We start from the raw sequence: 21,359 nt of genomic DNA, 5'->3' as shown, positions 1-21,359 counted from the left end.
TAAGGTGTTCCGGTTGACCTGAAGAGTTGTTTGCAATCCGCTAACCGGTCAAGCCGTGTCGCGGAAGGTTGATGAACCCGCTTTACTCCGGCATTCCCGGAGAATAGTGAGCGCCCCATGATGCAGCAGTATCAAAGCAATTCGTACCTCTTCGGCGGCAATGCCCCCTATGTGGAAGAGCTGTACGAGGCCTACCTCCAGAATCCCACCTCGGTCCCCGACAACTGGCGCGCGTATTTCGACGCGATGCAGAACGTGCCTGCCGTCGACGGCTCCAGCGCGCGCGACATTCCGCACGCGCCGATCGTCGCCTCGTTCGCCGAGCGCGCCAAGGCTGGCCCCATCAGGACCATCGTCGCGTCCGCCGATTCGGACATGGGGCGCAAGCGCGTCGCTGCCACGCAGCTGATCGCCGCCTACCGCAACATCGGCTCGCACTGGGCCGACCTCGATCCGCTCAAGCGCCAGGAACGTCCGCCCCTGCCGGATCTCGACCCCGCTTTCTACGGCTTCTCCGAAAGCGACCTCGACATCGTCTTCAACGCCAGCAACACGTATTTCGGCAAGGAATCGATGAGCCTGCGCGAGCTGCTCAACAACCTGCGCGAAACGTACTGCAGCAGCATCGGCGCCGAGTTCATGTACATCAGCGACCAGGCGCAGAAGCGCTGGTGGCAGGAGCGCCTGGAAACGACGCGTTCCAAGCCGGTGTTCACGCTCGAGAAGAAGAAGCACGTCCTCGACCGCCTGACCGCGGCCGAAGGCCTGGAGCGCTTCCTCCACACCAAGTTCGTCGGCCAGAAGCGCTTCTCGCTCGAAGGCGGCGAATCGTTCATCGCCGCGATGGACGAACTGATCCAGCGCGCCGGCAGCAAGGGCGTGCAGGAAATCGTCATCGGCATGGCCCACCGCGGCCGCCTCAACGTGCTGGTCAATACGCTGGGCAAGATGCCGGCCGACCTGTTCGCCGAGTTCGAAGGCAAGCACGTCGACGACCTGCCGGCCGGCGACGTGAAGTACCACAAGGGCTTCTCCAGCGACGTCTCCACCGAAGGCGGCCCGGTCCACCTGTCGCTGGCGTTCAACCCGTCGCACCTGGAAATCGTCAACCCGGTCGTGGAAGGCTCGGTCAAGGCCCGCCAGGAACGCCGCGGCGAGCCCGCCGGCCACGCCGAAGTGCTGCCGGTGCAGGTGCACGGCGACGCGGCCTTCGCCGGCCAGGGCGTGGTGATGGAAACGCTGAACCTGGCGCAGACCCGCGGCTACGGCACGGGCGGCACGATGCACATCGTGATCAACAACCAGATCGGCTTCACCACCTCCGACCCGCGCGACGCGCGTTCGACGCTGTACTGCACGGACGTGGTCAAGATGATCGAGGCGCCGGTGCTGCACGTCAACGGCGACGATCCCGAAGCCGTGGTGTTCGCCATGCAGCTCGCCGTGGATTTCCGCATGGAGTTCAAGCGCGACGTCGTGGTCGACATCATCTGCTTCCGCAAGCTGGGCCACAACGAGCAGGACACCCCGGCCGTCACCCAGCCGCTGATGTACAAGAAGATCAGCCAGCATCCGGGCACGCGCAAGCTGTACGCCGACAAGCTGGCCGCGCAGAACCTGGTCGGCGCCGACTTCGGCGACGAACTGGTCAAGGAATACCGCGCCGCCATGGATGCCGGCAAGCACACGGTCGACCCCGTCCTGTCGAACTTCAAGAACAAGTTCGCCGTGGACTGGATGCCGTTCCTGAACCGCAAGTGGACCGACGCCGCCGACACCGCCGTGCCGGTGACCGAGCTCAAGCGCCTGGCCGAGCGCATCACCACCATCCCCGAGCACTTCAAGCTGCATCCGCTGGTCGAGAAGGTCGTCAAGGACCGCGCCAACATGGGCCGCGGCGACCAGTCGCTGGACTGGGGCATGGGCGAGCACCTGGCTTTCGCCTCGCTGGTGGCCTCGGGCTATCCGGTGCGCATCACCGGCCAGGACGCCGGCCGCGGCACCTTCACCCACCGCCACGCCGTGCTGCATGACCAGAACCGCGAGCGCTGGGATGCGGGCAGCTACGTGCCGCTGCAGAACGTGTCGGAAAACCAGGCACCGTTCACGGTGATCGACTCGGTGCTGTCCGAGGAGGCCGTGCTCGGCTTCGAATACGGCTTCTCCACGGCCGAGCCGAACGCGCTGGTGATCTGGGAAGCCCAGTTCGGCGACTTCGTCAACGGCGCCCAGGTGGTGATCGACCAGTTCATCTCGTCCGGCGAAGTGAAGTGGGGCCGCGCCTCGGGCCTGACCCTGATGCTGCCGCACGGCTACGAAGGCCAGGGCCCGGAACACAGCTCGGCGCGCATCGAGCGCTTCCTGCAGCTGTGCGCGGACCACAACATGCAGGTCTGCCAGCCGACCACTCCGGCCCAGATCTTCCACCTGCTGCGCCGCCAGATGATCCGTCTGTTCCGCAAGCCGCTGGTGATCATGACGCCGAAGTCGCTGCTGCGCAACAAGGATGCGGTATCGCCGCTGTCCGACCTGGCCAAGGGTCACTTCGAGACGGTCATCCCCGACCACGAAGAACTGAACGCCAGCAAGGTCAAGCGCATCGTCATGTGCTCGGGCAAGGTCTACTACGACCTGGTCAACGCCCGCAAGGAACGCGGCGCCAGCGACACGGCCATCATCCGCATGGAACAGCTCTATCCGTTCCCGCACAAGGCCGTGGCCGCCGAGCTGAAGAAGTATCCCAACGCCAACGAGATCGTGTGGTGCCAGGACGAGCCGCAGAACCAGGGCGCCTGGTTCTTCGTGCAGCACTACATCATGGAAAACATGGCCGAAGGCCAGAAGCTCGGCTACGCCGGCCGTCCGGCCTCGGCATCGCCGGCAGTGGGCTACTACGCCAAGCACAACGAGCAACAGAAGGCACTGCTCGAAGCCGCTTTCGCCAAGCTCAAGGGCTTTGTCCTGACCAAATGACCGTGGCCTGAATGGCGGTGCGCGCAACGGGCGCGCACCGCTTTGTTTTTGCCGCATGCTCGAAGCACATACGCACATACGAATACCAAAGGAAATAAAAAACCATGGCTATTGTTGACGTCAAGGTTCCGCAGCTGTCCGAATCGGTTGCAGAAGCAACCATGCTGAACTGGAAGAAGAAGCCGGGCGAAGCCGTTGCCCAAGACGAAATCCTGATTGAAATCGAGACCGACAAGGTCGTGCTCGAAGTGCCGGCCCCGTCGGCCGGCGTGCTGTCGCAGATCATCCGCAACGACGGCGATACCGTGGTCGCCGACGAAGTGATCGCCAAGATCGACACCGAAGCCACCGCCGGTGCCCCCGCGCCCGCCGCCGCTCCTGCCCCGGCCGCTGCCCCCGCGCCCGCCGCGGCTCCGGCTGCCGCGCCCGCCGCCGCAGGCGCCGTGGCCATGCCTTCGGCCGCCAAGCTGATGGCCGAAGGCGGCCTGTCGGCCAGCCAGGTCACCGGCACCGGCCGCGATGGCCGCATCACCAAGGGCGACGTGCTGGGCGCCGCCGCTGCTCCGGCCGCCGCGCCCGCCGCCAAGGCCGCGCCGGCACCCGCCGCCAAGCCCGCGCTGCAGCAAGTGGCCGCGCCGGTCGACTTCGCCGCCCTGGGCGACCGTCCGGAAGAGCGCGTGCCGATGAGCCGCCTGCGCGCGCGCATCGCCGAGCGCCTGCTGCAATCGCAAGCCACCAACGCCATCCTCACCACCTTCAATGAAGTGAACATGAAGCCGGTGATGGACCTGCGCAACAAGTACAAGGACAAGTTCGAGAAGGAACACGGCGTCAAGCTGGGCTTCATGTCGTTCTTCGTCAAGGCCGCGGTCCACGCGCTGAAGAAGTTCCCGCTGATCAACGCCTCGATCGACGGCAACGACATCGTCTACCACGGCTACTTCGACATCGGCATCGCGGTCGGTTCGCCGCGCGGCCTGGTGGTGCCGATCCTGCGCAACGCCGACCAGCTCAGCCTGGCCGACATCGAGAAGAAGATCGCCGAATTCGGCCAGAAGGCCAAGGACGGCAAGCTGTCGATCGAAGAAATGACCGGCGGCACCTTCTCGATCTCCAACGGCGGCGTGTTCGGCTCGATGCTGTCGACCCCGATCATCAACCCGCCGCAGTCGGCCATCCTGGGCGTGCACGCCACCAAGGACCGCCCGGTGGTGGAAGACGGCCAGATCGTGATCCGCCCGATGAACTACCTGGCGATGTCCTACGACCACCGCATCATCGACGGCCGCGAAGCCGTGCTGGGCCTGGTCGCGATGAAGGACGCGCTGGAAGATCCGGCACGCCTGCTGCTGGACCTGTAAGCCTTTGCTGCATCCGCAGTGACCGAAGCCGCGCCTGTCCCGTTGCCCCGCGTGCCCCGCGCGGCGCGGGCGGGCAGGGCGGACCGAAGAGTTGATCGCGGCGTGGCGGGCGACGTTGCCCCGCCCGCGCCGCAAAAGGAATTTCCATGAGCAAACAATTCGACGTACTGGTGATCGGCGCCGGCCCCGGCGGCTACATCGCCGCCATCCGCGCCGGCCAGCTCGGCCTGAACGTGGCCTGCTGCGAAGGCAACCCCTACGACGATCCCAAGGACGAAGTGCGCCTGGGCGGCACCTGCCTGAACGTGGGCTGCATCCCCTCCAAGGCGCTGCTGGCCTCCTCGGAAGAATTCGAGAACGTGCAGCACCACCTGGGCGACCACGGCATCACCGTGGGCGACGTCAAGGTCGACATCGCCAAGATGCTCAAGCGCAAGGACGACGTGGTCGGCAAGATGACCAAGGGCATCGAGTTCCTGTTCCGCAAGAACAAGGTCACGCTGCTCAAGGGCTACGGCAAGTTCACCGGCAAGACCGCCGAGGGCTTCCAGGTCGAGATCGCCGGCAAGGCCGGCACCGAGGTCGTGACGGCCAAGCAGGTCATCGTCGCCACCGGTTCCAAGGCACGCCACCTGCCGGGCATCACCGTCGACAACAAGCTGGTCAGCGACAACGAAGGCGCGCTCAAGTTCGACAGCGTGCCCAGGAAGCTGGGCGTGATCGGCGCCGGCGTGATCGGCCTGGAGCTGGGCTCGGTATGGCGCCGCCTGGGCGCGGACGTGACCGTGCTCGAAGCGCTGCCGTCGTTCCTGGGCGCCGCCGACGAAGGCGTGGCCAAGGAAGCGCAGAAGCTGCTGACCAAGCAAGGCCTGAAGTTCAGCCTCGGCGTGAAGGTCGACGCGGTCAAGACCGGCGCCGACAGCGTCACCGTCAGCTACACCGACAAGGACGGCGCTGCCCAGACCCTGGAAGTGGACCGCCTGATCGTGTCGGTCGGCCGCGTGCCCAACACCGACAACCTGGGCCTGGACGCAGTCGGCCTGGCGGTGGACCAGCGCGGCTTCATCGAGGTGGACGACCACTGCGCCACCAAGGTGCCCGGCCTGTGGGCCATCGGCGACGTGGTGCGCGGCCCGATGCTCGCGCACAAGGCGGAAGACGAAGGCGTGGCCGTGGCCGAGCGCATCGTCGGCCAGAAGCCGCACATCGACTACAACTGCATCCCGTGGGTGATCTACACCTTCCCGGAAATCGCCTGGGTGGGCAAGACCGAGCAGCAGCTCAAGGCCGAAGGCCGCGAGTACAAGTCCGGCCAGTTCCCGTTCCTGGCCAACGGCCGCGCGCTGGGCATGGGCCATCCGGAAGGCTTCGTCAAGATGCTGGCCGATGCCAAGACCGACGAGATCCTGGGCGTGCACGTGGTTGCCGCGAACGCCTCGGACCTGATCGCCGAAGCCGTGGTGGCGATGGAGTTCAAGGCCGCCAGCGAGGACATCGGCCGCACCTGCCACCCGCATCCGTCGATGTCGGAAGTCATGCGCGAAGCCGCGCTCGCCGTGGACAAGCGCCAGCTCAATATGTAAGGCGCATGCCTGCATATCCTGCCTATTGGCCAGCGTATTGTTGAGTACCGGCGCGCCGCTCCAGCGGCGCGCCGTTTTCGCTTTCGGGGCGGCAGGGCGCTGAGGCGCCGTCGCCGCGGGTTCCGCGCCCTGGTCCTCCGATCTCCCGATCCCCGTTCCACCTCCCGGCCGGCCTGTCACCATCCACGCCGGCACCAGCGCAAGCAGTCAGCATGAATGTCCGTGAGTACTACGAGCAGGAACTGAAGCAACGCGGCTACACCTCGGACGAGGCGCAACTGCGCGCCGTCGAGCGGCTGCAGCAGTGCTACGACGAGTGGGTCGCCTACAAGAGCCGCCGCAGCAGCGCGCTCAAGAAGCTGCTGGTCCACCCGGAAGTGCCCAAGGGCGTGTACCTGTGGGGCGGGGTGGGGCGCGGCAAGTCCTTCCTGATGGACAGCTTCTATACCTGCGTGCCGGTGGTGCGCAAGACGCGCCTGCATTTCCACGAATTCATGCGCGAGGTGCACCGCCAGCTCGAGGAACTGCGTGGCCGCCCGGACCCGCTCGACGAGCTGGCCAGGCGCATCGCGCGGCGTTTCCGCCTGATCTGCTTCGACGAGTTCCACGTCAACGACGTGGCCGACGCCATGATCCTGCACCGCCTGCTCCAGCAGCTGTTCGAGAACGGCGTGCAGTTCGTCATGACCTCCAACTACCGGCCCGACCTGCTCTACCCGGACGGCCTGCACCGCGACCGCGTGCTGCCGGCCATCGCCCTGCTGCAGCAAAAGCTCGACGTGCTCAACGTCGATGCCGGCATCGACTACCGCAAGCGCGCGCTGGAACAGGTGCAGGCCTATCACACGCCGCTCGGCCCCGAGGCCAGCGCGGCGCTGCGCCAGGCCTTCACCAGCATCGCCGGGGTGGCCGACGAATCGCCCATCCTGCATATCGAGCACCGCGAGCTGCGCGCGCTGCGCAAGGCGGGCGGGGCGGTGTGGTTCGACTTCGCCACGCTGTGCGGCGGGCCGCGCTCGCAGAACGACTACCTGGAGCTGGCCACCCAGTTCCATACCGTGGTGCTGTCCGACGTGCCGAAGATGACGCCGCGCATGTCGTCCGAGGCGCGCCGCTTCACCTGGCTGATCGACGTGTTCTACGACCACAAGGTCAAGCTGCTGATCTCGGCCGAGGTGCCCGCCGACGAGCTCTACACCGAGGGCCAGATGTCGAGCGAATTCCACCGCACGGTGTCGCGCATCATCGAGATGCAGTCGCGCGAATACCTCGAATCGCCGCGCCGCACCGTGGATACCTCGCTGACCTGAGGCGTCGCCGTCACGGCCGCCACGGCCGCCCGGCGTGCCGCCGCCGCGCGGCACGCTTGATCTGTATCAAGGCGCCTTGCCTGGGGGACTCATACCATGCCAATGGTAAAAAAAGAGTCCCAATGCCCCCTTCCGCCGCATCCCTGTCCGCATCCATCGCGACTACGCCGCCCGCCGGCGGCGCGGCCGCGCCGGCTGCCGCCGCGCACGGCGGCTGCTTCCACTGCGGGCGGGATTTCGTTGCCGGCGAGCCGGTGCTGCACGCCGCCATCGGCGGCAAGGAGCAGGCTTTCTGCTGCGGCGGCTGCCAGGCGCTGGCGCAGACCCTCCATGCCGCCGGCTTCGGCCATCTGTACGGCGACCAGGCCCGTTTCGCGCGTCCCATCGACGACGCCGCCCGGCGCGAGGCGGAGCCGGTCTGGGCCGCCTACGACACCGAGGAATTGCGGGCGCAGTTCGTGCGCCCGCTCGACGCCGCGCGCGCCGAAATCACCCTTGCACCCGAGAACATCCGCTGCGCCGCCTGCGCCTGGCTGATCGAGCGGCACCTGGGCAGCCTGCCCGGGGTCGAATCCGTGATCGCCAACGTGGCCACGCGCCGCGTGGTGGTGCGCTGGCGCGCCGCCGAGCAGCCGGTGTCCGCGCTGCTCGCCGCGCTGGCCGGGATCGGCTACCTGGCGTGGCCGTTCGAGGTGTCGCGCTCGGACCGCCAGGACCGCCACGCGCGCCGCGGCCTGCTGATGCGCATGGCGGTGGCCATGCTCGGCATGATGCAGGTGATGATGTACGCGTGGCCCATCTACACCCACGAGGCCACCATCGATCCCGGCCAGCTCCAGCTCATGCGCTGGGCCAGCCTGGTGCTGACATTGCCGGTGGTGCTGTACTCGGCCTCGCCGATCTTCGCCGGCGCCTGGCGCGGCCTGCGCCGGCGGCACCTCGGCATGGACGTGCCGGTGGCGATCGGCATCGGCGCGGGTTTTCTCGCCAGCACCGTGGCCACGCTGCGCGGCAGCGGCGAGGTGTACTTCGATTCGGTCACCATGTTCGTGGCCTTCCTGCTGCTGGCGCGCTACCTGGAGCTGCGCGTGCGCCAGGCCTCGCGCAGCGGCGCCGAGATGCTGGCGCGCCAGCTGCCGTCCACCTGCGAGCGCCTGCAGGCCGAAGGCGGGGTGGGCGAGCGCGTGCCGGTGGCGCGCCTGCGCGCGGGCGACCTGATCCGGGTCAAGGCCGGCGAGGTGGTGCCTGCCGACGCCACGGTGGTCGCCGGCGCCAGCGAGCTGGACGAATCCATGCTGACCGGCGAGAGCCGGCCGGTGGCGCGCGCCGCGGGCGACGCGGTGCTGGCCGGCTGCTTCAACACCGCCAGCCCGCTCGAGCTGCGCGTGGCCAGGGTGGGCGCCGCCACCCGGCTGGCCGAGATCGTCGCCGTGCTGGACCGGGCCCTGGCCGAGAAGCCGCGCCTGGCCACGCTGGCCGACCGCGTGGCGGGCTGGTTCGTGGCCGTGCTGCTGGTGCTGGCCGCGCTGGCCGGCGCGGTCTGGTGGGCCTGGATCGATCCCTCGCGGGCCTTGCTGGTGACGGTGGCGGTGCTGGTGGTGAGTTGCCCGTGCGCGCTCTCGCTGGCCACGCCGGCGGCGCTGGCCGCCGCCGGCGCCGCGTTGTCGCGGCGCGGCGTGCTGCTCACGCGCGGCCATGCGCTGGAGGCGCTGGCCGGCGTTACCGATGTGATGCTCGACAAGACCGGCACGCTGACCGAAGGCCGCTTCGCGCTGGCCCAGGTGCATGTGTTCGGCGAAGCCGACGCCGCGGCCAGCCTGAGCCTGGCCGCCGCCATCGAACGCTCCGGCGAACACCCGATCGCGCGCGGCATCGTCGAGGCGGCGCAGGCGCAAGGACTGGCCGGCGCTGCGCACGCGGTCGGCGCCGTGCGCAACGTGCCGGGGCAGGGGCTCGAGGCCGAGGTGGACGGCCGGCGCCTGCGGCTGGGGCGGCGCGAGTTCGTGGCAGCGCTGGCCGGCGAGCGCGGCGATGGCGATGGCGAGGGCCGCGGCCGCGGCCGCGACATGCCAGGCGCGGGCCATGCCGATGCCGTTGCCGCCACGCTGGCCGCCAGCGACCGCCGCGGCGCCACCCTGGTATGGCTTGGCGACGCCGCCGGCGCCGTGGCCGTCTTCGCGCTGGCCGATACCGCGCGCGCGCGGGCGGCGCCGCTGCTGGCGCAACTGCGCCGGCTCGGCGTGACCACCCACCTGGTTTCCGGCGACACGCCGGCGGCGGTGAACTGGTGGGCCGACCACTTCGGCATCGCGCGCCGCGCCGGCGGCGTCACGCCCGAGGGCAAGCGCGAATACGTGGCCGCCCTGCAGCGCGCTGGCGCGGTGGTGCTGGCCGTCGGCGACGGCATCAACGATGCGCCGGTGCTGGCGCAGGCGCAGGTCTCCGTCGCCATCGGCAGCGGCGCGCCGCTGGCGCAGGCCGGCGCCGACGCGGTGCTCGCGCACGGCCGCATCGACGAGATCGCGCAGGCGCTGCGCACGGCCCGCCGCACGCGCCGCGTGGTGCGCCAGAACCTCGGCTGGGCCTTCGCCTACAACGTCGTCGCCATTCCGCTGGCGGCCACCGGCCATGTCACCGCCTGGATGGCGGGCATCGGCATGTCGGTGTCGTCGCTGCTGGTGGTGGCCAACGCCTGGCGCCTGCTGCGCACGGGCAAGAGGGGAGACTGACGCATGGACATGCTTTACCTGCTGGTGCCGATGAGCCTGGTGCTGGTGGCGGTGATCGCCGGCGCGCTCTGGTGGGCGCTGCACGCCGGCCAGTACGACGATCTCGATCGTCCCGCCGAGGCCATCCTGCTCGACAACGACAAGCCCTGAGACGTCGTTTCAAAACGATCTGGCGCCGTTGCGCGGCCTTGCCGCACTGGCGCGGGCGGGCGAGTTCCCGGGCATTCCGGTGTGCTTGATACAGATCAACGCAACCGATGCCGCGTTTTTCTACAGTCACAGCATCAAATTCTTGTTTCTACAATCTGGGGGTCTGAATGGATGTCACCGCCGCGCACTCTCGCGCCGACACCTTCAATTACGGCGTAGTGCGGCAATTTGCCGTCATGACCGTGGTGTGGGGAATCGTCGGCATGGCCGTCGGCGTGCTGCTCGCAGCACAGCTGATCTGGCCTGAGCTCAACTTCAATACGCCGTGGCTGTCGTTCGGGCGCCTGCGCCCGCTGCATACCAATGCGGTGATCTTCGCCTTCGGCGGCAGCGCGCTGTTCGCCACCTCCTACTACGTGGTGCAGCGTACCTGCCAGGCGCGCCTGTTCTGCGGCCCGCTCGCGGCCTTCACGTTCTGGGGCTGGCAACTGGTGATCGTGGCCGCGGCCATCACGCTGCCGATGGGCATCACCAGCTCGAAGGAATACGCCGAGCTCGAATGGCCGATCGACATCCTCATCACGCTGGTGTGGGTGGCCTACGCGATCGTGTTCTTCGGCACCATCGTCAAGCGCAAGACCCGCCATATCTACGTGGCCAACTGGTTCTTCGGCGCCTACATCCTGACCATCGCCATCCTCCACATCGTTAACAACATCGAGATGCCGGTGTCGATGTGGAAGTCCTACTCGGCCTACGCCGGCGTGCAGGACGCCATGGTGCAGTGGTGGTACGGCCATAACGCGGTGGGCTTCTTCCTGACCACCAGCTTCCTCGGGATGATGTACTACTTCATTCCCAAGCAGGCCGGCCGCCCGATCTACTCGTACCGCTTGTCGATCGTCCACTTCTGGGCGCTCAACTTCACCTACATGTGGGCCGGCCCGCACCACCTGCAATACACCTCGCTGCCGGACTGGGCGCAGTCGCTGGGCATGGTGTTCTCGCTGATCCTGCTGGCGCCGTCGTGGGGCGGGATGATCAACGGCATCATGACCCTGTCGGGCGCCTGGCACAAGCTGCGCACCGACCCGATCCTCAAGTTCCTGGTGGTGGCGCTGTCGTTCTACGGCATGGCGACCTTCGAGGGCTCGATGATGTCGATCAAGACCGTCAACGCGCTGTCGCACTACACGGACTGGACCATCGGCCACGTGCATTCGGGCGCGCTGGGCTGGGTCGCGATGATCTCGATCGGCTCGCTTTACTACCTGATCCCGCGGCTGTTCGGCGAGAAGGAGATGTACAGCGTGCGCCTGATCGAGCTGCACTTCTGGATCGCCACCATCGGCGTGGTGCTGTACATCGCCTCGATGTGGATCGCCGGCGTGATGGAAGGCCTGATGTGGCGCGCCACGCAGCCCGACGGCACGCTCACCTACGCCTTCGTGGAAGCGGTCAAGGCCAAGTATCCGTTCTACCTGATCCGTCTGCTGGGCGGCCTGTGCTTCCTCTCCGGCATGCTGCTGATGGCCTACAACGTGGCCAAGACCATCATCGGCAAGCCTGCCGTGGACGCGCCGATCCCGGCGACGGCTGCCGCCGCCTCCGCCCACTGATTACGCCAGGACAGAAACGATGTCGCAGAAACAAAGCTTCTTTTCGCACGAGACCCTGGAGAAGAACATCGGCTGGCTGATCATCTGCACCATCCTGGTGGTCAGCATCGCCGGGCTGGTCCAGATCGTGCCGCTGTTCTTCCAGCACTCCACCACCGAGCCGGATCCGGGCATCAAGCCGTATTCGCCGCTGCGCCTGATGGGCCGCGATATCTATATCCGCGAAGGCTGCGTGGGCTGCCACTCGCAGCAGGTGCGCACGCTGCAGGCCGAGACCGAGCGCTACGGCCACTACTCGACGGCGGGCGAATCGGTCTACGACCACCCGTTCCTGTGGGGCTCCAAGCGTACCGGCCCGGACCTGGCGCGCGTGGGCGGCCGCTACTCCGAGGACTGGCAGCGCATCCACCTGCGCAATCCGCGCGACGTGGTGCCCGAGTCGGTGATGCCGTCCTACCCGTGGCTGGAGAAGGCCGCGCTGCAGGGCGGCGATATCCGCGACCGCATGCGCGCGCTCAAGCGTCTCGGCGTGCCCTACACCGAGGCCGAGATCGAGCAGGCGCCCGCCGCGCTGGAAGGCAAGACCGAGGAAGACGCGCTGGTGGCCTACCTGCAGGAACTCGGCATCAGCAAGCGCAATGTCCGCGTGGATACCGCGGCGGCGGCGGCCGAACCGGTCGCGGCCGCGGCACCGGCCGCGCCGGCCAAGGAGTAAGCCATGGCGATCCTCACTGCGTTTTCCACCGTGGTTTCGATGGCCGCGTTCCTCGCGATCTGCTGGTGGGCCTGGTCGGCCGGCCGCCAGCCCGCCAACGCGGAGTCGGCCATGCTGCCGTTCGCCCTGCCCGACGAGCCGCTGGCTGCCAGCCAAGAGCGCAGCCCCGGCGGCGCCAACAACACCAAGCAGGAACACTGAGTCATGAGCGACTTCTTCACGGATTTCTGGAGCTACTACATTGCCGCCATCGCGCTGGTCGGCATCGTCTGGTGCGTGTGGCTGCTGTTCTCGCAGCGCCGGGTGGCCAAGGTCGCGGACGCCACGCAGGACACCGGCCATGTCTGGGACGGCGACCTGCGCGAACTGAACAACCCGCTGCCGCGCTGGTGGATGTGGATGTTCCTGCTGGCGTGCATCTTCGGCCTGGTCTACCTGGTGCTGTATCCGGGCCTCGGCTCGTACGCCGGCGTGCTCAAGTTCTCCACGCAGGGCGAGCTGGCGGCGCACCGCAAGGCCGCCGAGCAGGTGCAGAACGAGATCTACGCCAAGTACATGAAGATGGACGTCAAGCAAGTGGCGGCGGACCCGCAGGCGCGCGAGATCGGCCAGCGGCTGTTCCTCAACTACTGCGCGCAATGCCACGGCTCGGACGCGCGCGGCAGCCGCGGCTTTCCCAACCTGACCGACGGCGACTGGCTGTACGGCGGCGACCCCGCCACCATCACCCAGACCATCACCAAGGGCCGCAACGGCGTGATGCCGCCGCTGGGCGCGGCCATCGACGCCAGGCTGGCCGGCGACGTGGCGCAGTACGTGCGTTCGCTGTCGGGCCTGGCGTCCGACCCGATCCGCGCCGCACGCGGCGAGAGCACCTTCAAGTCGACCTGCGCGGCCTGCCACGGCTCCACCGGCAAGGGCAACCAGGCGCTCGGCGCGCCCAACCTGTCGGATAACGTGTGGCTGTACGGCAGTTCGGAGGCGAGCATCGTCGACGCCATCCAGAAGGGCCACAACAACCACATGCCCGCGCACGAGGAGATCCTGACGCCGGAGCGCATCCGCATGCTGACCGCCTATGTCTGGGGCCTGTCCAACAGCGGGGCAGGCACCGGGAGCGGGCAATGAGTCTGGCCGCATGCCTGCGCGGCCTGCGCGCAGGCGGAGACAATCACCCATGAATGCCCCCGAACCGGAGCCGCTTGCCAGGGCTCGCAGCTTGCCCGCGGCCCAGCGCGAGCCCGCATCCGCCCCGGCGGATGCGCAGGGCTCCGATGAAACCCTGTACGAAGTCCGCCGCAAGATCTATCCGCGCTCGGTGTCCGGCGCGTTCTCGCGCTGGCGGGTGTGGGTCGTCTTCCTGACCCAGCTGTTCTTCTACGGCATGCCCTGGCTGCAATGGAACGGCCGCCAGGCCATGCTGTTCGACCTCGGCGCGCGCAAGTTCTATATCTTCGGCCTGGTGCTGTGGCCGCAGGACGTGATCTACCTCGCGGTGCTGCTGGTGATCTCGGCGCTCTCGCTGTTCCTGTTCACGGCCATCGCCGGGCGATTGTTCTGCGGCTACGCGTGTCCGCAGACGGTCTATACCGAGATTTTCATGTGGATCGAGCGGCATGTGGAAGGCGACCGCTTCGCCCGCATCCGCCTCGACGGCGATCCGTGGAGCGCGCGCAAGCTGCGGCTCAAGGCCACCAAGCACTCGCTGTGGATCCTGATCGCGCTGTGGACCGGCTTCACCTTCGTCGGCTACTTCTCGCCGATCCGCGCGCTCGGCGGCCAGGTGCTGAGCCTGTCGCTGGGGCCGTGGCAGACCTTCTGGATGCTGTTCTACGCGTTCGCCACCTGGGGCAACGCGGGCTTCATGCGCGAGCAGGTCTGCAAGTACATGTGCCCGTACGCGCGTTTCCAGAGCGTGATGGTGGACCGCGACACCTATGTGGTGACCTATGACGTGGGCCGCGGCGAGCCGCGCGGCAGCCGCTCGCGCAAGGCCGACTACAAGGCCGCGGGCCTCGGCGACTGCGTCAACTGCAGCATCTGCGTGCAGGTGTGCCCGACCGGCATCGATATCCGCGACGGCCTGCAGTACGACTGCATCGGCTGCGGCGCCTGCATCGACGCCTGCAACCAGGTCATGGACAAGATGGCATACCCGCGCGGGCTGATTCGCTACACCTCGGAAAACGCCATGCGCCGCGCGCTCTCGGAAGCCGTGGCGCGCAAGCGCCTGGTGCGTCCGCGCACGGTGGTGTACTCGGTGATCTGGCTGGCGCTGGTGGCCGGCTTCATGGCGTCGCTGGCCATGCGCACGCCGCTCAAGGTCGACATCATCCGCGACCGCGGCGCGCTCGGCCGCGAAGTGGAGGGCCGCTGGATCGAGAACGTGTACCGGCTGCAGCTGATCAACACCACCGAGGCGCCGATGCGGGTCGCGATCAGCGCGGACAGCGGCGAGCTCAAGGGCCTGTCGGTGGAGTACGACCACGGCGCCGGCAACCTCGAGCCCACGTCGAACCGCCTGATCCCCGTGCGCGTGCGCGTGCCGATCGAAGCCGCGGGGCAGGGTACCCACAAGATCCAGGTGACGGTGACCGCGGAAGGCGACGAGGCCGCCGGCGCGCGCGGCGCGCAGATCAGCCAGAGCACGAGCTTTATCGTGCCGCGCAATCTCTGACGCGGGCGGCCGCGCCGGATTCGCGGATCAGAAACCGGACAGACAACATAGAGGAGGCCAGATGACGCAGCAAAGCAACCCCTGGTGGAAAGAGCCCTGGCCGTGGCTGCTGATGAGCGGCCCGCTGGTGGCGATGGTGGCCTGCGGGTTCACCATCTGGCTGGCGATGTCGCACCCCGACCAGCCGATCGTGGAAGGCGTGGCGCGGCACGGGCTGGTGGTCGAGAAGGCAGGCCTCGCCGCCCATCCCACGGCGCCGCCCGCGGCGCAGGCGAGGTGACCATGAGGCTGCGCTGGCTGATGTGGGTGCTGTGGCCCGGTTTCCTGGTGGGCGGGCTGGCGACCGCGCTGGTGTTCTCGATGGTCGACCCGGGCGAGCTGCGTTTTTTCGGGCAGCAGGTGGAAGCCTCGCGCGAGGCGGTCTACACGGTGGGGTTCCTGTTCGCGTGGGTGCTCTGCTCGCTGTCGAGCGGGCTCACGCTGTACACCATGCCGACGCGGCTGGCCGACACGGACGAACTGGAATAGACGAGATGAGCGGCGCGGCCAAGCGCGCCCGCGCCGCCCGGCGGGCGCATCATCCGGATGGCGCCGGCCCCGGCGGCCCGGCGGGAGATTCAGCAGGACTTGTTGACGATCTGCTTGATGCCGGGCATGTCGACCAGCTTGACGTGGCGCTGGCGGATCTGGATCAGGCCGGCCTCGGCAAAGCGCGAGAACAGCCGGCTGACCGTTTCGAGCTTGAGTCCGAGATAGCTGCCGATTTCCTCGCGGCTCATGCGCAGCACGAACTCGGAGGACGAGTAGCCGCGCGCGGAAAGCCGCTCGGACAAATTCATCAGGAAGGCCGCGAGGCGCTCTTCCGCGCGCATCGAGCCGAGCGTGATCAGCATGACCTGGTCCTGCGAGATCTCGCGGCTCATCAGGCGCATGAACTGGTGCTGGAGCGACGGCAGCGCGCCGGACAGCGATTCGAGATCGCCGAAGCGCACCACGCAGACTTCGGTATCCTCGAGCGCGGTGGCGTCGGAGGCGTGTTGCATCTCGCCGAGTCCGTCCAGCCCGACAACTTCGCCGGGCAGGTGGAAGCCGGTGATCTGCGAGCGGCCGTCTTCCATCGTCAGGTGGGTCTTGAGCGTGCCGAAGCGGATCGCATAGACGGCGGTGAGCGGGTCGCCGAGGCGGTACAGGGTCTCGCCCTTGTGTACGCGCACCCGCTCCTGCACCAGCGTGTCCATTTTATCGAGGTCCTGCTGCGACATGCCGACCGGCAGGCAGAGCTGGCCCAGCGAGCACGTGGAGCATCGGGGCGACATCTCGGTGATGGGAATGGTGGTGAGCAATTGGGCCTGTCCGGTTTAGCGCAGTCGACCCAGCGCGGTGGAGCAGGCGCATGGCGTCGAGAGCTTGACGTGAAAAACGTCGGTTTCAGGCACTATCGACCTCAAGCCCGGGGCGCGAGTCCGGCATGTCCGCACCCTCTGTCGGGGTGCTGCGCGCCGCTGCTCGTCGTCATGTCTGCGATACGCGCGAAGGCGCGGGCGCCGGACCGGAAATCGACAGCGCCTCTGGAAGCTGCGGGGGCGCGTCGGTCGCATTTTACCGCGCCAAACGTCAGGACAGGGAGTGGATGTTGACCATAGGTGTGCTTTTCAGCGTATTTACCCTGGCGTTGCTGGGGGGCGTGCACTGCGCGGCGATGTGCGGCGGGATCGCGCTGGCGGCCGAGCAGGGCGGCGTGGCCCGGGTACCGGCGGCCATCCTGCGGCGGCCCGGCCACTGGCTGGTCGAGCTGCTGGTCATGCATGCCGGCCGCCTCAGCACCTACGCGGTGCTCGGCGCCCTGCTGGGCGCGCTCGGCGCCGGCGTGTGGAAGGCGCAGTACCTGCCGCTGCAGCGCTGGCTGTTCGGCGCCGGCAGCGTGATGCTGGTGGTGTCGGGCCTGTGGATGCTGCGCGGGCGCATGCTGGGCACGGCCTGGCTGGAGCGCCTGGCGGCGCGCGGCGCGGGCGGCCTGCTGCGGGGCCTGGGCGCCGCCGGGCGGCGGTCCGGCATGGCCTTGCCGCAGGCGCGGCTGCTGCGGCGCTACGGCATGGGCCTGGCGTGGGGGCTGGTGCCGTGCGGCATGGTGTACGGCGCGCTGGCGCTGGCGCTGCTGGCCGGCAACGCCGCCTCCGGCGCGCTGGTGATGGCGGTGTTCGGCCTCGGCACCTTGCCCAACCTGCTGGTCATCTCGGGACTGTCGGGCTATCTGCGGCAACTGACGCGCCGCCCGGCGGTGCGCGCCGTGGCGGGGCTCGCCGTGATCGGCTTCGGCATCGCGGGGGTGGCGCGCGCGCTGCTTTTGCCGGAATCGCTGGCCGCGCACGGTTTCTGCCTGGTGTTCTGAGGCGTGGCCCGGTGGCGTGCCGCGCACCCGCGGCGCAGGCCGCGCGAGGGAAGCGGTTGCAGGTTGGGCGGGGAATGCCATACAATCGCAAGAACAGCGATATCGCGCAGCGTATTTCATCGTGGCATCGCAGGTTGGCATCCGCTCTCAGGGATGCATGCCAGGAACTCCCCAGGCAGTATGACCGCCAGGGACCGTTCCCCACCCGCCGTCCGGTTTAAAAGATTCGGTTCAAAAGACCAGCCTCGGCAGGGCGGGGTGAATTAGGCCAAGCAGAGTAGGCCAAGCAGGGCCGATATCCATTTTTTCTTGCACCCGGTGCGACCTGCGTCGCGCCGGACAGGTCCGCCACATCAGGGGGAAAGGCGCGACGCAAGGGCTCCGTCGACCGGCAGATCATGCTGGTGGCCGGACGATCTCCTGCCGGGCAAGTCCGGCATCCGATGCAAGACAGGAAAGCGCACGGCCGGCATGCAACGAGCTGCAACGAGCATGCGGTTGGCTGCGCGGACAGATGGCGGTGGCAATCCCCACCGCTGAACCCGCAATCTCCAGTGCGTCCGGGCCAGTCCGGGACGCAGGTGCAAAGACAGGCTGCACGCAATCAACATGAATACCCAAGAGGCGAAGATCGTCCTCGAGACCGCGCTGATCTGTGCGCAGGAACCCTTGCGCGTCCATGACATGCGGCGGCTGTTCGCCGACGACGTCGGTGCCGATACCATCCGTGTCCTGCTCGAAGAGCTGCGCCGCGACTGGGATCAGAGAGGCGTGGAGCTGGTGGCGCTGGCCAGCGGCTGGCGCTTCCAGAGCCGCCCGGCGATGCGCGAATACCTCGACCGGCTCAACCCCGAGAAGCCGCCCAAGTATTCCCGCGCGGTGATGGAAACGCTGGCGATCATTGCTTACCGCCAGCCGGTGACGCGGGGCGATATCGAAGAAATCCGTGGCGTCACGGTGAGCACCGAAGTAGTGAAGAAGCTCGAGGATCGCAGCTGGATCGAGGTCATCGGCCACCGCGACGTGCCCGGGCGCCCGGCGCTGTACGCCACCACCAAGGCCTTTCTGGACGATCTTGGCCTGCGCACGCTGGACGAGCTGCCGCCGCTGGAGGACATCCAGGCGCAGTCGCAGGAGGCCTTGCTGAACCAGGCGCCGATCGATTTCGAGGCGCTCGGCGGCGTGCCCGCCGGCAGCGACGAGGAAGCCTTCGCGCAGCAGGCCGCGCCTGACGGATCCGATGCCGGCGAAGCCGTGCCCGCCGCGGAAGCGGCGGCTGCCGAGGTGGCCGCCGATAGCGAGGTGGAAGGGGCGGAAGCGCAGGAAGTACCTGAAACGCCGGTGGCCGCGCAGGCGGATGCCGCCCCGCAGGCCGGGCAGGCCGGCCTGCCGGCCGGCGATGAAGCCGCAGTGGAACGCGAAGTCCCGGCCATTCCCGGGGCGGACGCGGAACCGGCCGGCGAGCAGGCCGCCGGGCTCGCCATCCCGGCATCCGGCGCTGCGCCGGCCGCCGGGGAAGAGGAACCCGCCGGCGAGGCGGCGCCCGCCGCGAGCGGCGGCGAAGAAGATGAAGAAACGGAAGCGCGAGCCCCGGCCAACGGTTACCACGTGCAAGTGGCCTCCGGCGAGCAGGAGCCCGAAGCCCCGGTGTCACCGGGCACGAACCCGGCGAATCCGGCGCACCCTAGCGAGCACGATGAGCACGACGAGCGCGTGTCCAACTGAACACCATGCAACATCCGAATGTGAATACCTTGTCCGATTCTGTTGATCAAGACGTCCGCCCGGCGGATGCGCCGGCCGGCGAGGCCGGTGACGCCGGCAATGGCGCCGACGGCGCACCGCGCCGCAAGGGCCTGCGCCGGGGGTTGCGCAACCTGGTGGCCACGCGCCGCCAGGCCGCGCAGGACCGCGAAGGCGGCCGTCCCGCGGACGGCGAGCCGGCCGGCGCCGAAGCAGGCGCGGCCGATGGCCAGCCGCGCGGCGACGGCGTTCGGAAGGGGCGCACCCGCGGCAAGCGCAAGCCCGCCGACGGCGAAGCAGTGCAGGCCGGCGAGCAGGGCGAGCGCCCGGCTCCGCGCGCCCGCCGCGCGCCCGGCGGCGATGCTGCCGGTGCTGGCGAGCCCGGCGGCGAAGCCGCTGGCGAGCGTCCGCGCGACGGCGCGCGCGCCAATGCGAACGGCGCGCGCAAGCGCAAGCCGCAGCAGGGCCAGGGTCAAGGGCAGCCAGCGCAGGGCGCGGGCCGCCGCGGCGGCGCCGAAGGCCAGCAGCAGGGCGGCCCGCGCCAGGCGGGCAAGGGCGGCAAGGGCAAGGGCGGCGGCGCGCAGCGCCAGGCGCCGGGTGCGGCCGACAAGGCTCCCGCGGCTGCCGCGGTCAGCGGCGAGGACCTGTTCCGCTTCGTGATTTCCGGGCAGTACGACCAGGAAGACGCCAGCGGCGCGCGCGCCAAGGCCAAGCCGGTGCGGGAACTGTCGGCCGACGACGACGCGCCCAAGCTGCACAAGGTGCTGGCCGAGGGCGGCCTCGGCTCGCGCCGCGAGATGGAAGAACTGATCCTGCAAGGGCGCGTCTCGGTCAACGGCCTGCCGGCCCATATCGGCCAGCGCATCCTGCCGGCCGACCAGGTCCGCGTCAACGGCAAGCTGATTCACCGCCGCGTGTCGACCAAGCCGCCGCGCGTGCTGCTGTACCACAAGCCGGCCGGCGAGATCGTCAGCCAGTCGGATCCGGAAGGCCGTCCGACCGTGTTCGACAGCCTGCCGCGCATCAAGGCAGGGAAGTGGGTGGCCGTGGGCCGCCTCGACTTCAACACCGAAGGCCTGCTGATCTTCACGTCCTCGGGCGACATCGCTAACAAGTTCATGCACCCGCGCTACGGCGTGGAGCGCGAATACGCGGTGCGCACGCTCGGCGAACTGGCCGAGGCCGACCGCCAGCGCCTGCTGCACGGCATCAAGCTCGACGACGGCGAAGCCAACTTCCTGCGCATCGCCGACGGCGGCGGCGAGGGCATCAACCACTGGTACCACGTGGCGCTGACCGAAGGCCGCAACCGCGAAGTGCGCCGCATGTTCGAGGCCGTGGGCCTGACCGTGTCGCGCCTGATCCGCACGCGCTACGGCCAGTTCCTGCTGCCGCGCGGCCTCAAGCGCGGCCGCTGGCAGGAACTCGCCGCCGACGACGTGCGCGCGCTGATGGCTTCGATCGGCCTGAAGGCGCCCTCGAAGGGCGACGGCCAGCCCAAGGGCGGCACCAGCAAGGTCACCGGGCGCAAGGCGCGCACCGAGGCGGCCATTGCCGGCATGCCGATGCCGACCGGCATGGACGGCCTGCCGCGCGTGAATCGCAGCAACGGCCCGCGCGGCAGCGGCGCGGGCCGCGGCCAGCCCGACCCGATGCAGACCTCGATGGGCTACATCGGCGGCCCGACCCTGCTGACCTCGCACACCACCAAGCTCGGGGGCGGCGCGGCCGGCGCGCCGCGCGGTCCCGGCGGCATGGGCGGCGGCCGCGGCGGCCGCGGTGCCCGCAGCGGGGGCATGGGTGGCATGGGCGGTCTCGGCGGCATGGGCGGCATGGGTGGCGGCCAGAACCGCGGCCCGCGCCGTGGCGGTGGCGGCGAAGTCAACGGCAATGTGATGCCGCAGGCAGGCAAGCCGGGCGGCAATCGCCGTCCGCGCGGCGGTGGCCGGGACGGCAACCGCTGACGCTTTATGGTGCAGGATGGCCGGCGTGGCGGCCGGGCCGGGGCGAAGCGCCCTGCGCGCCGCCTGCCGTCCGGGTTTCTCCCGGCTATCTCTTTGCCTTTTGCACCGCAACGGCGTATAATCCAAGTCTATTCAAAAGTCATCCT

General features: G+C 68.7%; 17 protein-coding genes. 16 read left to right on the top strand and 1 reads right to left on the bottom strand.

All coding sequences use genetic code 11. The features are described from left to right. The first annotated feature begins 117 nt into the window (after positions 1 to 117). The 13 genes from ACKI2N_RS11630 to ACKI2N_RS11570 all read left to right on the top strand — a co-directional run bounded on the left by ACKI2N_RS11630 (position 118) and on the right by ACKI2N_RS11570 (position 15,645). On the top strand, positions 118 to 2,973 hold the full coding sequence (locus ACKI2N_RS11630) for a 2-oxoglutarate dehydrogenase E1 component (protein ID WP_420996666.1): 2,856 nt from the start codon (positions 118 to 120) through the stop codon (positions 2,971 to 2,973). Between the two features lie 104 nt (positions 2,974 to 3,077). Continuing rightward, entirely contained in the window at positions 3,078 to 4,334 is a 1,257-nt protein-coding gene (gene odhB, locus ACKI2N_RS11625; RefSeq protein WP_420996667.1) for a 2-oxoglutarate dehydrogenase complex dihydrolipoyllysine-residue succinyltransferase, read from the top strand. Positions 4,335 to 4,480: 146 nt separating this feature from the next. Further along, a complete protein-coding gene (lpdA, locus tag ACKI2N_RS11620) occupies positions 4,481 to 5,917 on the top strand; it encodes a dihydrolipoyl dehydrogenase (protein ID WP_420996668.1) in 1,437 nt (478 codons plus the stop codon). 212 nt (positions 5,918 to 6,129) lie between these two features. Next, a complete protein-coding gene (zapE, locus tag ACKI2N_RS11615) occupies positions 6,130 to 7,227 on the top strand; it encodes a cell division protein ZapE (protein WP_420996669.1) in 1,098 nt (365 codons plus the stop codon). Between the two features lie 122 nt (positions 7,228 to 7,349). Next, positions 7,350 to 9,956: a heavy metal translocating P-type ATPase gene (locus ACKI2N_RS11610; RefSeq protein WP_420996670.1), complete on the top strand. Its 2,607-nt coding sequence runs from the start codon at positions 7,350 to 7,352 to the stop codon at positions 9,954 to 9,956. A 3-nt stretch (positions 9,957 to 9,959) separates the two neighbouring features. Then, the gene (ccoS, locus tag ACKI2N_RS11605; protein WP_020206636.1) at positions 9,960 to 10,106 is read left to right on the top strand and encodes a cbb3-type cytochrome oxidase assembly protein CcoS; all 147 of its coding nucleotides are present in this window, start codon (positions 9,960 to 9,962) and stop codon (positions 10,104 to 10,106) included. Between the two features lie 167 nt (positions 10,107 to 10,273). Beyond that, positions 10,274 to 11,725 carry a cytochrome-c oxidase, cbb3-type subunit I gene (gene ccoN / locus ACKI2N_RS11600; protein WP_420996671.1) on the top strand — a complete coding sequence of 484 codons (1,452 nt, stop codon included), beginning with the start codon at positions 10,274 to 10,276 and terminating at the stop codon, positions 11,723 to 11,725. Between the two features lie 19 nt (positions 11,726 to 11,744). After that, positions 11,745 to 12,440: a cytochrome-c oxidase, cbb3-type subunit II gene (ccoO, locus tag ACKI2N_RS11595; protein WP_420996672.1), complete on the top strand. Its 696-nt coding sequence runs from the start codon at positions 11,745 to 11,747 to the stop codon at positions 12,438 to 12,440. A 3-nt stretch (positions 12,441 to 12,443) separates the two neighbouring features. Then, a complete protein-coding gene (locus tag ACKI2N_RS11590) occupies positions 12,444 to 12,641 on the top strand; it encodes a cbb3-type cytochrome oxidase subunit 3 (protein ID WP_420996673.1) in 198 nt (65 codons plus the stop codon). A 3-nt stretch (positions 12,642 to 12,644) separates the two neighbouring features. Further along, positions 12,645 to 13,568, top strand: a complete 924-nt coding sequence (ccoP, locus tag ACKI2N_RS11585) for a cytochrome-c oxidase, cbb3-type subunit III (protein ID WP_420996674.1) — start codon at positions 12,645 to 12,647, stop codon at positions 13,566 to 13,568. 49 nt (positions 13,569 to 13,617) lie between these two features. Next, positions 13,618 to 15,117: a cytochrome c oxidase accessory protein CcoG gene (gene ccoG, locus ACKI2N_RS11580; RefSeq protein ID WP_420996675.1), complete on the top strand. Its 1,500-nt coding sequence runs from the start codon at positions 13,618 to 13,620 to the stop codon at positions 15,115 to 15,117. A 61-nt stretch (positions 15,118 to 15,178) separates the two neighbouring features. After that, positions 15,179 to 15,397 (top strand): hypothetical protein, encoded by a 219-nt coding sequence (locus ACKI2N_RS11575; RefSeq protein ID WP_420996676.1) that lies wholly within the window; start codon positions 15,179 to 15,181, stop codon positions 15,395 to 15,397. A gap of 2 nt (positions 15,398 to 15,399) precedes the next feature. After that, the gene (locus ACKI2N_RS11570; RefSeq protein ID WP_020206629.1) at positions 15,400 to 15,645 is read left to right on the top strand and encodes a hypothetical protein; all 246 of its coding nucleotides are present in this window, start codon (positions 15,400 to 15,402) and stop codon (positions 15,643 to 15,645) included. Positions 15,646 to 15,734: 89 nt separating this feature from the next. Here ACKI2N_RS11570 and fnr read toward each other — a convergent pair whose 3' ends face one another. Then, a complete protein-coding gene (fnr, locus tag ACKI2N_RS11565) occupies positions 15,735 to 16,460 on the bottom strand; it encodes a fumarate/nitrate reduction transcriptional regulator Fnr (RefSeq protein WP_420996678.1) in 726 nt (241 codons plus the stop codon). Positions 16,461 to 16,750: 290 nt separating this feature from the next. Here fnr and ACKI2N_RS11560 point away from each other — a divergent pair, with 290 nt between their 5' ends. From ACKI2N_RS11560 to rluB, 3 genes are all read left to right on the top strand, one after another. Continuing rightward, positions 16,751 to 17,506, top strand: coding sequence for a sulfite exporter TauE/SafE family protein (locus ACKI2N_RS11560; RefSeq protein WP_420996736.1), 756 nt, complete (start codon positions 16,751 to 16,753; stop codon positions 17,504 to 17,506). Between the two features lie 609 nt (positions 17,507 to 18,115). Then, positions 18,116 to 19,231 (top strand): SMC-Scp complex subunit ScpB, encoded by a 1,116-nt coding sequence (scpB, locus tag ACKI2N_RS11555; RefSeq protein WP_420996679.1) that lies wholly within the window; start codon positions 18,116 to 18,118, stop codon positions 19,229 to 19,231. Positions 19,232 to 19,236: 5 nt separating this feature from the next. After that, positions 19,237 to 21,213 carry a 23S rRNA pseudouridine(2605) synthase RluB gene (gene rluB / locus ACKI2N_RS11550; RefSeq protein ID WP_420996680.1) on the top strand — a complete coding sequence of 659 codons (1,977 nt, stop codon included), beginning with the start codon at positions 19,237 to 19,239 and terminating at the stop codon, positions 21,211 to 21,213. Positions 21,214 to 21,359: the final 146 nt, after the last annotated feature.

Origin of the sequence: Cupriavidus sp. 30B13 (genome assembly GCF_049059565.2) — a bacterium.
Lineage (GTDB): Bacteria > Pseudomonadota > Gammaproteobacteria > Burkholderiales > Burkholderiaceae > Cupriavidus.
Note: the sequence above shows the minus strand (reverse complement) of the source record. Positions and strands in the feature narration are given on the sequence as shown.

Coding starts and splice junctions, on each gene's coding strand:
- ACKI2N_RS11630 (WP_420996666.1), top strand. CDS start 118: ATGATGCAGCAGTATCAAAGCAATTCGTACCTCTTCGGCGGCAATGCC.
- odhB (WP_420996667.1), top strand. CDS start 3,078: ATGGCTATTGTTGACGTCAAGGTTCCGCAGCTGTCCGAATCGGTTGCA.
- lpdA (WP_420996668.1), top strand. CDS start 4,481: ATGAGCAAACAATTCGACGTACTGGTGATCGGCGCCGGCCCCGGCGGC.
- zapE (WP_420996669.1), top strand. CDS start 6,130: ATGAATGTCCGTGAGTACTACGAGCAGGAACTGAAGCAACGCGGCTAC.
- ACKI2N_RS11610 (WP_420996670.1), top strand. CDS start 7,350: ATGCCCCCTTCCGCCGCATCCCTGTCCGCATCCATCGCGACTACGCCG.
- ccoS (WP_020206636.1), top strand. CDS start 9,960: ATGGACATGCTTTACCTGCTGGTGCCGATGAGCCTGGTGCTGGTGGCG.
- ccoN (WP_420996671.1), top strand. CDS start 10,274: ATGGATGTCACCGCCGCGCACTCTCGCGCCGACACCTTCAATTACGGC.
- ccoO (WP_420996672.1), top strand. CDS start 11,745: ATGTCGCAGAAACAAAGCTTCTTTTCGCACGAGACCCTGGAGAAGAAC.
- ACKI2N_RS11590 (WP_420996673.1), top strand. CDS start 12,444: ATGGCGATCCTCACTGCGTTTTCCACCGTGGTTTCGATGGCCGCGTTC.
- ccoP (WP_420996674.1), top strand. CDS start 12,645: ATGAGCGACTTCTTCACGGATTTCTGGAGCTACTACATTGCCGCCATC.
- ccoG (WP_420996675.1), top strand. CDS start 13,618: ATGAATGCCCCCGAACCGGAGCCGCTTGCCAGGGCTCGCAGCTTGCCC.
- ACKI2N_RS11575 (WP_420996676.1), top strand. CDS start 15,179: ATGACGCAGCAAAGCAACCCCTGGTGGAAAGAGCCCTGGCCGTGGCTG.
- ACKI2N_RS11570 (WP_020206629.1), top strand. CDS start 15,400: ATGAGGCTGCGCTGGCTGATGTGGGTGCTGTGGCCCGGTTTCCTGGTG.
- scpB (WP_420996679.1), top strand. CDS start 18,116: ATGAATACCCAAGAGGCGAAGATCGTCCTCGAGACCGCGCTGATCTGT.
- rluB (WP_420996680.1), top strand. CDS start 19,237: ATGCAACATCCGAATGTGAATACCTTGTCCGATTCTGTTGATCAAGAC.